This window comes from Corynebacterium sp. KPL2895, from assembly GCF_040225815.1.
GTDB classification, from domain to species: Bacteria; Actinomycetota; Actinomycetes; order Mycobacteriales; family Mycobacteriaceae; genus Corynebacterium; species Corynebacterium rhinophilum.
In genome coordinates, this window is sequence record NZ_JBEHFY010000027.1 from 1 (window position 1) to 15,497 (window position 15,497).

Genomic DNA, 15,497 nt, shown 5'->3' on the forward strand with positions numbered 1-15,497 from the left:
CAACGAAGCTGGCATCGAAGGTCTTGATGATTTGCTGACTGGCCCGACCGCAATTGCGTTCATCAAGGGCGAGGCAGTAGATGCTGCGAAGGTCATCACCAAGTTTGCTGATGACAACAAGGCACTCGTCATCAAGGGTGGCTACATGGACGGCGACGCATTGTCTGCGGAGCAGGTTCAGGCCATCGCCAAGCTGGACAACCGCGAGACCACCCTCGCAAAGCTGGCTGGCGCTATGAAGGGTTCTATGGCGAAGGCAGCCGCTGTCTTCAACGCTCCTGCAACCAAGGCGGTTCGCACCGTTGTTGCTCTGCAGGACAAGAAGGAAGCAGAAGCTTAAGTCGTCACAAAAGACGCACACATAAAACACCGTGCCTGTTACCCCATCACCGGGGAACAAGCACACAACACAGAAAGGACTTGCCATCATGGCTAAGCTCACCAAGGACGAGCTCATTGAAGCTTTCAAGGAAATGACCCTCATCGAACTGTCTGAGTTCGTTAAGGAATTCGAGGACGTCTTCGACGTTGAGGCTGCTGCACCGGTTGCCGCTGCTGCACCGGGCGCCCCGGCTGAGGGCGGCGCTTCCGCTGCTGAGGAGCAGACCGAGTTCGACGTCGTTCTGACCGACGCTGGCGCTAAGAAGATCGGCGTTATTAAGGCTGTCCGCGAGCTCGTTTCCGGCCTGGGCCTGAAGGAAGCTAAGGAAATGGTTGAGGGTGCACCTAAGGCCATCATCGAAGGCGCTTCCAAGGACGACGCTGAGGCTGCTAAGACCAAGCTGGAAGAGGCTGGCGCTTCCGTCGAGCTCAAGTAATTTAACTGAGCTTCACGCTTTCGAAGCCCCCACTCTTACCGCGCTAAATGCGGTGGGAGATGGGGGTTTCTCCCGTTTTGCGGGTTCCTTGAGCTTAGTGGGTCGTTGCGACGACTCTAATAATGATTGTCTCAGCGGTAGACTCAAGTTTCAAAGTGTGACACTATAGGATTGTGGAATTTAGGAGAGATAGCTTAGAGCTGTTTCACATTAATGGTAAATCGCCCAAGTACGTACCTCCTGAATTGCGGAAAGTATTACGCCGGAAGTTGATCATGATTGATCGATCTGCGACAGTTTCTGATTTAAGAGTTCCGCCAGCGAATCACCTGGAAAAGCTTAGAGGTCAGTTCGAAGGCTTTTATTCGATTCGAGTAAATGCACAGTGGAGGATAATTTTCCGGTGGACAGAGAAGGGAGCTATCGATGTTGACTTCATCGATTACCACTAATGGGTCTGAAGGAGCACTGGACATAGTCCCTGTGCCGCACCCAGGTGAGGTATTAAGCGAAGAGTTTTTAACGCCTTTAGGTATTACTCAATATCGCTTGGCGAAGGACGTTTTTAGCAGCAAATCCCAGATTTCGAAGCTTGTCCGAGGGCGAATTGGATTGAGCGCGGATATGGCTTTGCGTCTTTCGGCATATTTTGGCAATTCCGCCGAATTCTGGTTGGGATTGCAAGAAGAATATGACCTTTGGTGCGCTCGGCGCACGACGGACACGAGCGGCATTATTGCCTGGGATAAGCACACGGCGTAGGAATCTTAGGTTTAGTCCGCTCGAGCCCGCCTGTAGAAACTAGGATTTAGGGGCTAGCGCTGTAGAATTAGCCCCCATGCTGCCCAAGTCCCGCATCTTTTCCGTCCTTTTACTTGGCCTCGGCGTAGCGCTGGTGGCCGCCGGAGTAGCGGCGCCGGCGTTTTTGGATTTCTCGCCGCGGTTGCCGTTGGAGCTCAAAAACACTACGTGGACCCTTAAGGATGACTCCGCGGATTCCCAAGTGGTCAATAAGGATGGCACGTCGCCTTATTCTGGGCCGATGACCTACCAGATTAATGCGAGCATCCAAGAGCCTTCAGATGAAGATACCGCGACGCTGCGCATAGGGGAGACGCGTCTTCGCGGCGATGGTCAGGGCATCGACGATTTAAGCCAGGCGCAGGTGTGGACCTATCCCATCGACCGCCTGAGCGGTGAGGCAGAGGCAGAAGCCAGCCTGAGCCACACTTTGGCTAGCCCCGAAGATCAGGTAGCCATCGACGGGTACTGGCTGAAATTCCCAGCGGATGCGGAGAAAACGAATTACCCGGTTTTTGACCCCACCCTGCGCAAGGCGGTGGACGCGGTCTTTGAAGAAGAAACTGACATAGAAGGCCGCACGGTGTATCGCTATCACCAGGAAATTGAACCAACGAACGTAGCGCAGCTGTATGCCGCCGATGGCAATACCACCTCCTTCCCCAAGGAAGATGGGGGTCAAGAACCTGGTTATTTGATGCACTCGGGCAGCCGAGACTTCTACGTCGACCAAGCCACCGGCTTGGTGGTGGGCATGGATATGGATATCGATGACTACTACGCGGATCGCGAGGGGGTAGGGCGCGAGCGAGCCTTTGTCTTTAATGGTTCCACTTCACAGGAAAGCCGTGCCGCGCTCATCGCGGAAGCAGAATCATTCCCACGCAACCACGTGGCGGAGATCACGCGCTGGGTAGCCCTAGGAATCGGTATCTTGCTTACCTTTATTGGGGTCATTGGGGCACTTGGAATATATGACCGTAAAAACAAGCATGTACGCCGTCGCGGAAAGAAAAACGTCACCCAAATAGCTAGGCAAAGTTCCAGCTAAGAGCCTTAAGTGTGGTTCGGGTTGCGGTTGCATGAGTTTTTAGTGGTACGGTACTTGTGGTTGCCGCGATAGACGCGGTGCAGCATTACTGCCGCGTTGGCGCAGCGGCGAGCGAGAGCTTGCCCCCCGAATGTGGAATGAAAAAGCCTTAAGAGTGGTGTGTCTTTACATACCTGAGTTTTTCCTATACACTAATTCGTTGCGCTGGAATCTGGATCTTCGGTGCACATTTAGCCTTTCGGGTTGGTGATGGCAAAACCGACTTGACAAGGTGATTTTGTGCATTCTGAACCCAGACACTCCACAGCAGACCGAATGCTAAAATTACCAGCGGTTTTGCTGCTCGTCGGCCAGGGCGAGTAGCAATCCGCGTGAGGTGCTGGAAGGACCCATCTTGGCAGTCTCCCGCCAGACCAAGTCAGTGGCCAATATCCCCGGAGCCCCGAAGCGATACTCGTTTGCGAAAATTAGCGAGCCTATCGCCCTGCCGGGCCTCCTTGACGTACAACTCGATTCCTTTGCTTGGCTCGTCGGCTCGCCGGAATGGCGCGAGCGTGAGCAGGCTGAGCGCGGCGATGACGCACGCGTGACGAGTGGCCTTGAGGATATCCTCGAAGAGCTCTCGCCGATTCAGGACTACTCGGGCAATATGTCCCTGTCCTTGTCGGAGCCTCGCTTCGAGCCGGTGAAAAACACCGTCGATGAGTGTAAAGAAAAGGACATCAACTACTCCGCGCCGCTGTACGTGACCGCAGAGTTCATTAATAACGACACCCAAGAGATTAAGTCGCAGACCGTCTTCATCGGTGACTTCCCGATCATGACGGATATGGGTACCTTCATCGTGAACGGTACCGAGCGCGTCATCGTCTCCCAGCTGGTGCGTTCCCCGGGTGTGTACTTCGATCGTTCCATCGATAAGTCCACCGAACGCCCGCTGCACTCCGTGAAGATTATTCCTTCCCGCGGTGCTTGGCTGGAGTTCGACGTGGACAAGCGCGATACCGTCGGCGTGCGCATTGACCGCAAGCGCCGCCAGCCGGTAACCGTCCTGTTGAAGGCACTGGGTTGGACCGAGGAGCAGATCAGGGAGCGCTTCAGCTTCTCTGAGCTCATGATGTCCACCCTAGAATCTGACGGTGTATCCAACACCGATGAAGCGCTGCTGGAGATCTACCGCAAGCAGCGCCCGGGCGAGCAGCCTACCCGCGAGTTGGCGCAGTCCTTGTTGGATAACTCCTTCTTCCGCGCTAAGCGCTATGACCTTGCCAAGGTTGGCCGCTACAAGGCCAACCGCAAGCTGGGCCTTGGCGGCGACCACGACGGTCTGATGACCCTGACTGAAGAAGACATCGCCGTCACCCTGGAGTACTTGGTACGCCTGCACGTTGGCGAGCGTGAGATGAAGGCACCAAACGGCGAGATGATCTCGCTGAACACCGACGACATCGACCACTTTGGCAACCGTCGTCTGCGCACCGTGGGTGAGCTCATCCAGAACCAGGTCCGTGTTGGCCTGTCCCGCATGGAACGCGTCGTGCGCGAGCGCATGACCACCCAGGACGCCGAGTCCATCACGCCGACGTCCCTGATTAACGTGCGCCCGGTCTCTGCTGCTATCCGCGAGTTCTTTGGTACTTCGCAGCTCTCGCAGTTCATGGACCACAACAACTCCCTGTCTGGCCTGACCCACAAGCGTCGCTTGTCCGCACTGGGCCCAGGTGGTCTGTCCCGTGAGCGCGCCGGCATTGAGGTGCGAGACGTGCACGCTTCGCACTACGGCCGCATGTGCCCGATTGAGACCCCTGAGGGTCCAAACATTGGTCTGATTGGTGCGCTGGCGTCCTACGCCCGCGTGAACCCCTTCGGCTTCATCGAGACCCCGTACCGCAAGGTCGTTGACGGCAAGGTTACGGACCAAGTGGAATACCTCACCGCTGATGAGGAGGACCGCTTCGCCATTGCTCAGGCCGAGGTTGAGCAGGACGAGGAAGGCCGTTTGATCGGCGAGCGCATCGAGGTCCGCTTGAAGGAAGGTGACATCGGAGTGACCGATGCCTCCGGTGTGGACTACGTTGACGTTTCCCCGCGCCAGATGGTCTCCGTTGGTACCGCCATGATTCCGTTCTTGGAGCACGACGATGCTAACCGTGCCTTGATGGGTGCGAACATGCAGAAGCAGGCGGTTCCGCTGGTTCGTTCCGAGGCCCCACTGGTGGGTACCGGTATGGAGCAGCGCGCTGCCTACGACGCTGGTGACGTCGTCATCACGCCAAAGGCCGGTGTGGTTGAAAACGTTACCGCTGACGTCATTACCATTATGGACGATGAGGGTCAGCGCGATACCTACATCCTGCGTAAGTTCGAGCGCACCAACCAGGGCACCAACTACAACCAGACCCCGCTGGTGTCCATGGGACAGCGCGTAGAGGCCGGCCAGGTTTTGGCCGATGGCCCAGGTACCCATAATGGTGAGATGTCGCTCGGCCGCAACCTGCTGGTTGCGTTCATGCCGTGGGAAGGCCACAACTACGAGGACGCCATCATCCTTAACCAGCGCATCGTGGAGGAGGACATCCTGACCTCCGTCCACATCGAAGAGCACGAGATCGATGCTCGTGACACCAAGCTGGGCGCCGAGGAAATCACCCGCGAAATTCCAAACGTCGCTGAGGATGTCTTGAGCGACCTCGATGAGCGCGGCATCATCCGTATCGGTGCTGACGTTCGTGCCGGCGATATCCTAGTGGGTAAGGTCACCCCGAAGGGTGAGACCGAGCTGACTCCGGAAGAGCGCCTGCTGCGCGCCATCTTCGGTGAGAAGGCCCGCGAGGTGCGCGATACCTCCATGAAGGTTCCGCACGGTGAGGTGGGCAAGGTTATTGGCGTTGCTCGCTTCTCCCGCGATGATGACGACGACCTGGCACCTGGCGTCAACGAGATGATCCGCGTGTACGTGGCACAAAAGCGCAAGATCCAGGACGGCGATAAGATGGCCGGCCGCCACGGCAACAAGGGTGTTGTGGGCAAGATCCTGCCGCCAGAGGATATGCCGTTCATGGAGGATGGCACCCCGGTGGACATCCTGCTGAACACCCACGGTGTGCCGCGTCGTATGAACATCGGCCAGGTGCTTGAGTTGCACTTGGGCTGGCTGGCTCACGCTGGTTGGAAGGTCGACACCGAGGATCCGGCTAACGCCGAGCTCCTCAAGACCTTGCCGGAAGAGCTTTACGATGTCCCTGCGGACTCCCTGACCGCCACCCCGGTCTTCGATGGTGCTACCAACCACGAGATCGAGCGCCTGTTGGCATCGTCCCGCCCGAACCGCGACGGCGACGTACTGGTCAATGAGCACGGTAAGGCCACGCTTTTCGATGGCCGCTCGGGCGAGCCGTACAAGTACCCCATCTCCGTGGGCTACATGTACATGCTCAAGCTGCACCACCTGGTTGATGAGAAGATTCACGCTCGTTCCACTGGTCCTTACTCCATGATTACCCAGCAGCCACTGGGTGGTAAGGCTCAGTTCGGTGGCCAGCGCTTCGGTGAGATGGAGGTGTGGGCAATGCAGGCTTATGGCGCTGCCTACACCCTGCAGGAGCTCTTGACCATTAAGTCCGATGACGTGGTGGGCCGCGTGAAGGTCTACGAGGCCATCGTGAAGGGCGACAACATCCCAGATCCGGGCATCCCTGAGTCCTTCAAGGTGTTGCTCAAGGAGCTGCAGTCCCTGTGCCTGAACGTGGAAGTTCTTTCCACCGACGGCACTCCGATGGAGCTGTCTGGCTCTGATGACGATGACATGGATAGCCCATCGCTTGGCATTAACTTGTCCCGCGATGAGGGCTCTTCCGCAGACATCGCCTAAATAGATTCTCGGTCCACTGCGGAATGCATGGTTCCGGTGCCTAACACCGGGACCGCCGCGGGCGGGCAATAAAGATTAATTCATTAAAAGCCATCAATTCCTCAGATGACGAGGATGAAAGGGAGACATTACGTGTTTGACGTAAATCTCTTCGACGAGCTCCGCATCGGTCTGGCCACTGCTGACGATATCCGTCGCTGGTCTAAGGGCGAGGTTAAAAAGCCCGAGACCATTAACTACCGCACGCTGAAGCCGGAAAAGGACGGCTTGTTCTGCGAGCGCATTTTCGGACCTACCCGTGACTGGGAGTGTGCTTGTGGTAAGTACAAGCGCGTCCGTTACAAGGGCATCATCTGTGAGCGTTGCGGCGTAGAGGTCACCAAGTCCAAGGTGCGCCGTGAGCGCATGGGCCACATTGAACTGGCCGCTCCGGTAACCCACATCTGGTACTTCAAGGGCGTTCCTTCCCGCCTAGGCTACCTGCTGGACCTGGCTCCGAAGGACCTTGAGCGCATCATCTACTTCGCTGCCAACATCATCACCTCGGTTGATGAAGAGGCTCGCCACAACGACCAGTCCACTCTGGAAGCAGAAATGCTGCTGGAAAAGAAGGACGTTGAGGACGATACCGAGTCCGAGATCGCAGAGCGCGCTTCCAAGCTCGAGTCCGACTTGGCAGAACTGGAGGCAGCCGGTGCGCGTGCCGATGCCCGCAAGAAGGTACAGAACGCTGCCGATAAGGAAATGCAGCACATCCGCGAGCGCGGCGAGCGCGAGGTCGCGCGCTTGGATGAAATCTGGAACACCTTCCTGAAGCTTGCTCCGAAGCAGATGGTCATCGATGAGACCATTTACGAAGAGCTGGTTGACCGCTACGAGGATTACTTCACCGGCGGCATGGGTGCAGAAGCCATTCAGACCTTGGTACGCAATTTCGACCTCGAGGCAGAGGCCGAGGAGCTGCGTGAGATCATCAACAACGGCAAGGGCCAAAAGAAGATGCGCGCGCTTAAGCGCCTCAAGGTTGTTGCCGCATTCCTGAACTCCGGCAATGACCCGGCAGGCATGGTGCTGGACGCAATTCCGGTTATCCCGCCTGAGCTGCGCCCGATGGTGCAGCTGGACGGTGGCCGCTTCGCCACCTCGGACCTGAATGACCTGTACCGCCGCGTTATCAACCGCAATAACCGCCTGAAGCGCATGATCGACCTGGGTGCACCAGAGATCATCGTGAATAACGAGAAGCGCATGCTGCAGGAGTCTGTGGACGCGCTCTTCGATAACGGCCGCCGTGGCCGTCCGGTTACCGGCCCGGGCAACCGCCCGTTGAAGTCTCTGTCTGACTTGCTCAAGGGTAAGCAGGGGCGTTTCCGGCAGAACCTGCTGGGTAAGCGCGTGGACTACTCCGGTCGTTCCGTTATTATCGTCGGCCCCCAGCTGAAGCTGCACGAGTGTGGTCTGCCGAAGCTCATGGCACTCGAGCTGTTCAAGCCCTTCGTTATGAAGCGCTTGGTCGAAAACGACTACGCCCAGAACATCAAGTCTGCAAAGCGCATGGTGGAGCGCCAGCGCCCAGAGGTGTGGGACGTGCTGGAGCAGGCCATTTCTGAGCACCCTGTGATGCTCAACCGTGCGCCTACGCTGCACCGCCTGGGTATTCAGGCCTTCGAGCCGAAGCTGGTTGAGGGTAAGGCTATTCAGCTGCACCCGCTGGCCTGTGAGGCCTTCAACGCCGACTTCGACGGTGACCAGATGGCAGTTCACCTGCCGCTATCCGCAGAAGCACAGGCAGAGGCTCGCGTGCTGATGCTGGCTTCCAACAACATTCTGTCCCCGGCATCCGGTAAGCCGCTGGCTATGCCGCGTCTGGACATGGTGACCGGCCTGTACTACCTCACCATGGACAAGGCAGAGGACGAGATCGGCGGCAACGGTCGCTACCGCGAGGCTGGCGAGGACTACCCGGCAACCGGCGTCTACTCCTCCTACGCTGAGGCCCTGATGGCGTATGACCGTGGCACGGTTGGTCTGCAGGCGCCGATCAAGGTCCGCATCGATCACCTGCGTCCGCCAGAGGACATCGAGGCAGAGCTCTTCCCAGATGGATGGTCCAAGGGCCAGGCATGGTTGGGCTACACCACCATCGGCCGCATCATGTTCAACGAGCTGCTGCCGTGGAACTACCCGTACCTTGAGGGCATCATGGTCCGCAAGGGCGGCGGCACCGACGGCAAGGTGCTCATTGGTGACGTGGTCAATGACTTGGCCACCAAGTACCCAATGATCACCGTGGCCCAGGTTCTGGACAACATGAAGGACGCTGGCTTCTACTGGGCAACCCGTTCCGGTGTGACCATTACGATGTCTGACGTGCTGGTGCTGCCGAATAAGACCGAGATCCTCGAGTCTTATGAGAAGGAAGCAGAGCGCATCGAGCGTAAGTACTGGGAGCAGGGTGCTCTCACGGAGCGCGAGCGTTATGACCGCCTGGTTGAGCTGTGGAAGGATGCTACCGACACCGTTGGTGAGGCCGTCGAGAACATCTACCCGGATTACAACCCAATTCCGATGATTGTGAAGTCGGGTGCTGCCGGTAACATGCGTCAGATCTGGACGCTGGCCGGTATGAAGGGCATGGTTGTGAACTCGCACGGTGATTACATCACCCGTCCTATTAAGACCTCCTTCCGCGAAGGCCTGTCCGTGCTGGAGTACTTCAACAACTCCCACGGTTCCCGTAAGGGTCTGGCCGATACCGCGCTGCGTACCGCTGACTCGGGTTACCTCACCCGCCGTCTGGTGGACGTCGCTCAGGACGTCATCGTCCGCGAAGAGGACTGTGGCACCCGCCAGGGCGTGCGCGTTCCTATCGGCGAGGTTTCCGGCGACAAGGTCGTCCTCTCCGAGCTGTGGGAGACCTCCGCTTCCGGTCGCGTGCTTGCCACCGATGTCAAGGATGAGAACGGCGAAGTCGTCGCAGAGGCTGGTGCAGACTTGACCGAGGAGCTTACGCAGAAGCTTCTCGATGCCAAGGTCACCGACGTCAAGGTTCGCTCCGTGCTGACCTGCCAGACCCCGGCTGGTGTCTGTGCTAAGTGCTACGGCAAGTCCATGGCATCCGGCCAGTTGGTCGACATCGGCGAGGCCGTCGGCATCGTGGCTGCACAGTCCATTGGTGAGCCTGGTACCCAGCTGACCATGCGTACCTTCCACCAGGGTGGTGTCGGTGGCGACATTACCGGTGGTCTGCCGCGTGTGCAGGAGCTCTTCGAGGCCCGTAACCCGAAGAACCGCGCACCGATTGCCTCCGTGGACGGCACCGTGTCCTTGTCCGATGAAGGTAACTTCTGGACCATGACCATTACCCCGGATGACGGCTCTGATGACGTGGTTTACGAGAAGCTGTCCAAGCGCCAGGGTCTGGCCCAGGTGCGTCGCCCGATGGAGTCCAACCCGGATGCGATGATCGAGCGTTCCTTGCGGGACGGCGACCACGTTGAGACCGGTGACCGGTTGATGCGTGGTGCGGCTGACCCGCACGACGTGCTCGAGGTTCTGGGCCGTCGCGGCGTGGAGCAGCACCTCATCAACGAGGTGCAGGCCGTGTACCGCACCCAGGGTGTGGCTATCCACGACAAGCACATCGAGATCATCATCCGCCAGATGCTGCGCCGCGGTACCGTCATCGACGCCGGTACCACGGAGCTGCTGCCGGGTAACCTGATCGACCTTTCTGAGGCCAAGCAGATGAACGCTGCACAGGTCGCAGAAGGCGGCGAGCCGGCACAGCTGCGCTCGGAGATTATGGGTATTACCAAGGCCTCCTTGGCTACCGAGTCTTGGCTGTCCGCAGCCTCGTTCCAGGAGACCACGCGCGTGCTTACCGATGCCGCTATTAACAAGCGCTCCGATAAGCTCATCGGTCTCAAGGAGAACGTCATCATCGGTAAGCTGATCCCGGCCGGTACCGGTATCTCGCGCTACCGCAATATCTCCGTCAAGCCGACCGAGGCTGCGCGCAACGCCGCATACTCGATTCCGACTTACGGCGATTCCATCTACGGCGATGATGGCTTCGGTGAATTCACCGGCGCCTCCGTCCCGCTGGATGAAGACTTCACCTTCTAAGTCCTAGAGCGCGTGCCCCACGGCACCGCGTTCAATTAGAGCCCCGCTTCCGTGTCAAACGGTAAGCGGGGGCTCTTTCAGGATATTTCTCTATTAACGCAGATGGCCTATAAATATTTTATTTTTCAAAAATGGGCTTCGAATTGGGATACAATTTAACGTCACTTTGAACGAGGATCGTTTTTCAGAATTTCCGGAAGGGGATCGCTCGCCGAAAAATATTGAAGAACGTTAGGATCCAAGCAATTAAGTAATTCAAAAATTTCCTTCCGGTAGATGCTGCAATCGATATCGATCAGTGACTCTTGGTGGCTAATTCTATTTCTAAGTAAAACGGCGTGATGCATGATAAAACTAGCTCGATTAGGGGAAATAGTCTTAGGGCCCGATGACAGCGCCCGGCTAGTTATCTCTTTGTACACGGACTTGAGATTCGTATAAGTGGTCACGTTAGGGTAATACTTGCGGGTACCATCGGGGCGAATTGTCGGTTCTCGGTAGAAGAAAGCTTCCTTCCATTGAGTTAAGGTGACTTGGGCAATAATGTCATCGCGGTTAATGGGTTGACCTTTTCGCGGATGAGTCCCTTCGATGAGCCCAGTTCCGTTGTCGCGAATCCCTTTAGCATTCCTGGCTTTTCCTAGGGCTCTGTTTGCAATTTGTTGGCTGACGTTGGAGAGAGGGAAGGATACATTGCAAGTGGGATGTTCAATCCAATTCTTATTGCTTTGAGGCTCCTGCTCATCGCTCCATTCATCGATCGCTTTGCAAATCTTGTTTCTGAGGACAATCTCAAAAACGGATAATAAGTTCCAAAGCGCCGCAGATAGTTGAAGGTCCCACCTATAAAGCTCGAGGGCTCGACCAGCATGATTTCCCATTTGAGTTAAATATTTTCCAGCGCGCTGTTCTCCCAACGTCTGTAGTACATGTTGTTCATGTCTGGATCCGTGCATTGCTTCGTCTTTCTTGGCATCGCGGATTGGGTGATCTTGTCATAGTGTGCTTTTTGGTCTATTCTCGGAGCTGAGAGAGTGATATAGCCGCCTAGGATCTTAATTCACTCCAGTAGGAAGGGCCACGTCCGAACACCGGTTATAAGCCGAAGTATCGGACGGGGCCCTTCCGTTTTGGGACTGTCTGATGGATTGTGTGTAGGTTTCCCGTTACTGGGACCCCAACTCGGCCGCCGAATTGGTTGTGGGGACCCGTATGCGTGCTTGCTAGTATGAGTAAAGCCTGTGGCCCAGATAAGTAAAATATGGGCCTTGGACTACTTGATTTACACCATTACACGGGAGCTTTCAAAATCTGTGGGCCCGTGGGCCTACAGGCCGCACAGGCACATAAATGAAGGCTGAGATACTGCGATATAACGCGGTGAACCGTTGAACCTGATCCGGGTAATTCCGGCGAGAGGGAGAAAACAATGACTGCTAATACTGCTGGGGCCGCAACACCAAAGCGCAACTTGGACTGGCGCGTGGTGGATATTGTGGTGGCATCCGTCTTGGGTGTTGCCTGTGGTTTCGTATTCTTGGGCTGGAATGCCGTGGGCTATGCCTGGTACGAAGCCATGGATGCGCTCACACCGGGTCTTGGCGGCTTGGCCACCGGTATCTGGCTGCTTGGCGGTATCCTGGGCGGATTGGTCATCCGCAAGCCGGGTGCAGCGGTGTACGTGGAGGTTCTTGCCGCTACCGTGTCTGCCGTCTTGGGTTCGCAGTGGGGCATTAGCACCCTGTACTCGGGCTTGGCACAGGGCATCGGTGTGGAGATCATCTTCGCCATCTTCATGTACCGGCAGTTCAACCTTGGCGTGACCATCCTGGCAGGTATGGCAGCAGGCTGGGGTGCCTTTGTTCTGGAGCTGTTTACCTCCGGTAACCTCGCGAAGTCCTTCGAGTTCAATATGATCTACTTGGTCACGTTGACCATTTCCGGTGCCATCTTGGCCGGAGCCTTGGGCTTCGTTGTGGTAAAGGCATTGGCTAAGACCGGTGCCCTTGACCGCTTTGCGGTAGGCCGCGAACAGCGCGCTTAGGGCTTAGACCGTTATGACTGATTTTTCACGCTTAGCAGGAAATGCCACAAAAATCTCGGCTCGCGGCTATGGGTGGACCCACGCTGGGCGCTCCCAACCGGCGCTGCAGGACATAGACCTCGTCATCGAACCTGGTGAAAAAATCCTGCTGTGCGGGGACTCCGGTTCCGGAAAGTCCACGCTATTGGCGGCGATGGCAGGTGTCTTGGGCTCCGATGAGGAAGGCACGCGCACCGGCGAGATTACCTTGGAGGATTCTGCGGGCACGGTGGAAGAGCCGGGGCGGACCATTCCGGTGGGGTTGGTTCTCCAGGATCCGGATTCGCAGGTCATTTCCGCGCGCGTGGGCGATGATATCGCCTTTGGCTGCGAGAACCTGGCGTATCCGCGCGAGGAGATCTGGCGCAGGGTGCAACAGGCTCAAGACCTAGTTGGCCCCTATGTGGACCTGGATTTTCCCACCGAGCATCTGTCCGGCGGGCAGAAGCAACGCCTGGCGCTCGCCGGGGTTATCGCCATGGGCGCGGGCGTGGTTCTATTGGATGAGCCGACCGCTAACCTGGATCCGGAAGGCGCGCAGGACGTGGTGCGGGCCGTCGGCAAGCTAGTGGAGCACACCGGTGCCACCTTGGTGGTAGTCGAGCATCAGCATGCTGCGTGGGAAAGCGTGCTGGACCGCGCGGTAGAGCTGAAGGATGGGCGCATTATTTCTGATGGCCCCTTTGCTGACGTCGCCCGCAAACGCCAGGTCACCGGTCTCCCGCAGGCGCGGTCGCTGGGAAGCGATGCGCTCGCAGAGTCCAACGCCGCGCTGTGGAGCAAGGATTTGGTAACCCGCTATGGGCCGCCGCGATCCATCTCCCTGCCGGCGGGGGCTTCGACCGTCATTACCGGCCGCAATGGCGTGGGAAAATCGACGTGGCTGATGACTATGGCGGGGTTACTTCCTGCCGAGTCCGGGGAAATCGGGGTCGCTGACTTCATCCGCCGCGGCGTGAAGGGCCCGCCTTCCCGGTGGAAATCCCGCGAGTTGGCTGACCGCATTGGTTTCGTCTTCCAAAATCCAGAACACCAATTTGTCGCCCGCACCGTGGAAGAGGAATTGCGGGTCGCGCCCAAGGTCATGCGCGTTGATCCCCCAGAGAAACGCATCGCGCAGCTGGTGGAATCGCTGCGCTTGGGGCACTTGCTCAAGGCCAATCCGTTTACGCTATCCGGCGGCGAAAAGCGCCGGCTTTCTGTAGCAACGGCGCTGGTGACCGCCCCGGAGGTGCTGCTCTTGGACGAGCCAACCTTTGGCCAGGATCCCGGCACCTTTGTGGAGTTGGTGGGGCTGTTGCGCCAATTGGCCGATGACGGCACGACCATTGCCTCCATTACCCATGACCCGCTCTTTATAGAGGCCTTGGGCGATCACCAGGTGGAGGTGCGCGGTGCCTAATCTCTTGCGCAACGTCAACCCGCTAACTCGTATCTTCCTGATGTTTGTGTGGGTTACGCCGCTGCTCGCCTCCATCGACTGGGTATCGGCGGCGTTATCGCTGAGCCTGACGTTCATCCTGGCGCCGCTGTGCGGCGTGTCCTGGCTGCGGTTGTGGAAAGCCAGCTGGTTCCTATTCCTCATCGCCCCGCTTTCGGGCATTTCCATGCTGCTCTATGGCGCGCCCGGGGGAGAGGAGTACTTCAGCTGGTGGCTTATTACGGTGACGGAAAATTCGGTCACCTTGGCCATTGCGATCACGCTGCGTGTGCTCGCGGTCGCGCTACCAACGGTGGTGCTCGCACGCGATATCGATCCTACCGAGCTTGGCGATGCCCTCTCGCAGATCCTCCGCCTTCCCGCCCGCTTCGTCATCGGCGCGGTAGCCGGAGTACGGATGATGACGCTCTTGCAATCGGATTGGCAATCACTCGGCATGGCGCGCAGGGCCCGCGGGCTCACGGATGAAGGTCGCTTCAAGCACTTGCTCACGATGTCCTTTGGCCTGTTGGTGATTGCTTTGCGCCGCGGCGGCAAGCTTGCGACCGCGATGGAAGCGCGCGGGTTCGGGCGCACCCCACCCGGAGGAGGGGAGCGCACCTGGGCCCGAGAATCCAGGTTGCACGCCCACGATGGGTGGGTGATGGCCTGCGGTCTCGCCCTTGCTTGTGTACCGGTGGTAACTTCGGTACTTACTGGGGCCTGGAGATTCTTTGGCCTTTAATCCGCGAAAGCAGTGATTCAAGCACTATGGACATTGATGCCGAACAAGAGCGCCTCTTGGAGGACATCGTTAAGCTAGCAGCCTCGCGAAAGCGTGCGTTTAAACCCATCACGGTGCTTATCGATGGCCCCTCGGGCTCCGGCAAAACCTGGACCTCCGCCGCCTTGGCAGATCGCACTAATTGGCGGGTTGTTCACCTCGATGAATTCTATCCTGGCTGGCATGGCCTGGAAAAGGGCTCCGAGATGGTGGGCGAGCAGGTCTTGCGCACCATGAATCCTGGCTATTGGCGCTGGGATTGGGAAGCCAATTGCCCCGGTGACTGGGCAAGCCTCGACGTGCGCGATGACCTCATTATTGAAGGCGTTGGTTCCGTGACCGCGGATAATATCGCGGCGGCGAAAAAGCGCGGCGCGGTGGTGACCGTGCGCATCGATGGCCCCCGCGACCAACGCTATGAGCGTGCGATTGCCCGCGAGCCGACCTACGAGAAGTGGTTTAGCACCTGGGAAGAGCAGGAGAAATCCTACTTTTCTGATAAGGCCGCAGAGCCGGACCTGACGTGGGAGTGGGAGTAGCC

The 15,497-nt window shown here is 57.8% G+C and carries 12 protein-coding genes; 11 read left to right on the forward strand and 1 reads right to left on the reverse strand.

Annotated features, from left to right (window positions below; genetic code table 11):
- From rplJ to ABRP95_RS10580, 7 genes are all read left to right on the forward strand, one after another.
- Window positions 1-340, forward strand: a 340-nt coding sequence (gene rplJ / locus ABRP95_RS10550; RefSeq protein WP_349839432.1) for a 50S ribosomal protein L10, incomplete at its 5' end; no start/stop codon positions are given.
- Between the two features lie 88 nt (window positions 341-428).
- Window positions 429-818, forward strand: coding sequence for a 50S ribosomal protein L7/L12 (rplL, locus tag ABRP95_RS10555; protein WP_005276856.1), 390 nt, complete (start codon window positions 429-431; stop codon window positions 816-818).
- Between the two features lie 173 nt (window positions 819-991).
- A complete protein-coding gene (locus ABRP95_RS10560) occupies window positions 992-1,270 on the forward strand; it encodes a type II toxin-antitoxin system RelE/ParE family toxin (protein ID WP_284642670.1) in 279 nt (92 codons plus the stop codon).
- Window positions 1,245-1,580 (forward strand): HigA family addiction module antitoxin, encoded by a 336-nt coding sequence (locus ABRP95_RS10565; protein WP_284864783.1) that lies wholly within the window; start codon window positions 1,245-1,247, stop codon window positions 1,578-1,580. The genes ABRP95_RS10560 and ABRP95_RS10565 overlap by 26 nt, the downstream gene beginning before the upstream one ends.
- Window positions 1,581-1,656: 76 nt before the next feature.
- Entirely contained in the window at window positions 1,657-2,670 is a 1,014-nt protein-coding gene (pgfA, locus tag ABRP95_RS10570) for a cell envelope lipid trafficking protein PgfA (protein ID WP_284853674.1), read from the forward strand.
- A gap of 376 nt (window positions 2,671-3,046) precedes the next feature.
- Window positions 3,047-6,541 (forward strand): DNA-directed RNA polymerase subunit beta, encoded by a 3,495-nt coding sequence (gene rpoB, locus ABRP95_RS10575; protein ID WP_284796266.1) that lies wholly within the window; start codon window positions 3,047-3,049, stop codon window positions 6,539-6,541.
- 132 nt (window positions 6,542-6,673) lie between these two features.
- On the forward strand, window positions 6,674-10,669 hold the full coding sequence (locus tag ABRP95_RS10580) for a DNA-directed RNA polymerase subunit beta' (RefSeq protein ID WP_284770903.1): 3,996 nt from the start codon (window positions 6,674-6,676) through the stop codon (window positions 10,667-10,669).
- A 161-nt stretch (window positions 10,670-10,830) separates the two neighbouring features.
- On the opposite strand, the gene ABRP95_RS10585 is transcribed toward ABRP95_RS10580, so the two are convergent.
- Window positions 10,831-11,586, reverse strand: a complete 756-nt coding sequence (locus ABRP95_RS10585; RefSeq protein ID WP_349839433.1) for a hypothetical protein — start codon at window positions 11,584-11,586, stop codon at window positions 10,831-10,833.
- 512 nt (window positions 11,587-12,098) lie between these two features.
- Here ABRP95_RS10585 and ABRP95_RS10590 point away from each other — a divergent pair.
- The 4 genes from ABRP95_RS10590 to ABRP95_RS10605 are packed head-to-tail and all read left to right on the forward strand — an operon-like array spanning window position 12,099 to window position 15,495.
- On the forward strand, window positions 12,099-12,713 hold the full coding sequence (locus ABRP95_RS10590; protein WP_284849826.1) for an ECF transporter S component: 615 nt from the start codon (window positions 12,099-12,101) through the stop codon (window positions 12,711-12,713).
- A gap of 13 nt (window positions 12,714-12,726) precedes the next feature.
- Entirely contained in the window at window positions 12,727-14,154 is a 1,428-nt protein-coding gene (locus ABRP95_RS10595) for an ABC transporter ATP-binding protein (RefSeq protein WP_284849827.1), read from the forward strand.
- The gene (locus tag ABRP95_RS10600; protein WP_284849828.1) at window positions 14,147-14,917 is read left to right on the forward strand and encodes an energy-coupling factor transporter transmembrane component T family protein; all 771 of its coding nucleotides are present in this window, start codon (window positions 14,147-14,149) and stop codon (window positions 14,915-14,917) included. The genes ABRP95_RS10595 and ABRP95_RS10600 overlap by 8 nt, the downstream gene beginning before the upstream one ends.
- A gap of 26 nt (window positions 14,918-14,943) precedes the next feature.
- Window positions 14,944-15,495, forward strand: coding sequence for a nucleoside/nucleotide kinase family protein (locus tag ABRP95_RS10605; RefSeq protein WP_284819206.1), 552 nt, complete (start codon window positions 14,944-14,946; stop codon window positions 15,493-15,495).
- The last annotated feature ends 2 nt before the right edge of the window (window positions 15,496-15,497 follow it).

Excerpts from the sequence above, each read along its gene's own strand:
- rplL (WP_005276856.1), top strand. The coding sequence starts at position 429 with ATGGCTAAGCTCACCAAGGACGAGCTCATTGAAGCTTTCAAGGAAATG.
- ABRP95_RS10565 (WP_284864783.1), top strand. The coding sequence starts at position 1,245 with ATGTTGACTTCATCGATTACCACTAATGGGTCTGAAGGAGCACTGGAC.
- pgfA (WP_284853674.1), top strand. The coding sequence starts at position 1,657 with ATGCTGCCCAAGTCCCGCATCTTTTCCGTCCTTTTACTTGGCCTCGGC.
- ABRP95_RS10590 (WP_284849826.1), top strand. The coding sequence starts at position 12,099 with ATGACTGCTAATACTGCTGGGGCCGCAACACCAAAGCGCAACTTGGAC.
- ABRP95_RS10595 (WP_284849827.1), top strand. The coding sequence starts at position 12,727 with ATGACTGATTTTTCACGCTTAGCAGGAAATGCCACAAAAATCTCGGCT.
- ABRP95_RS10605 (WP_284819206.1), top strand. The coding sequence starts at position 14,944 with ATGGACATTGATGCCGAACAAGAGCGCCTCTTGGAGGACATCGTTAAG.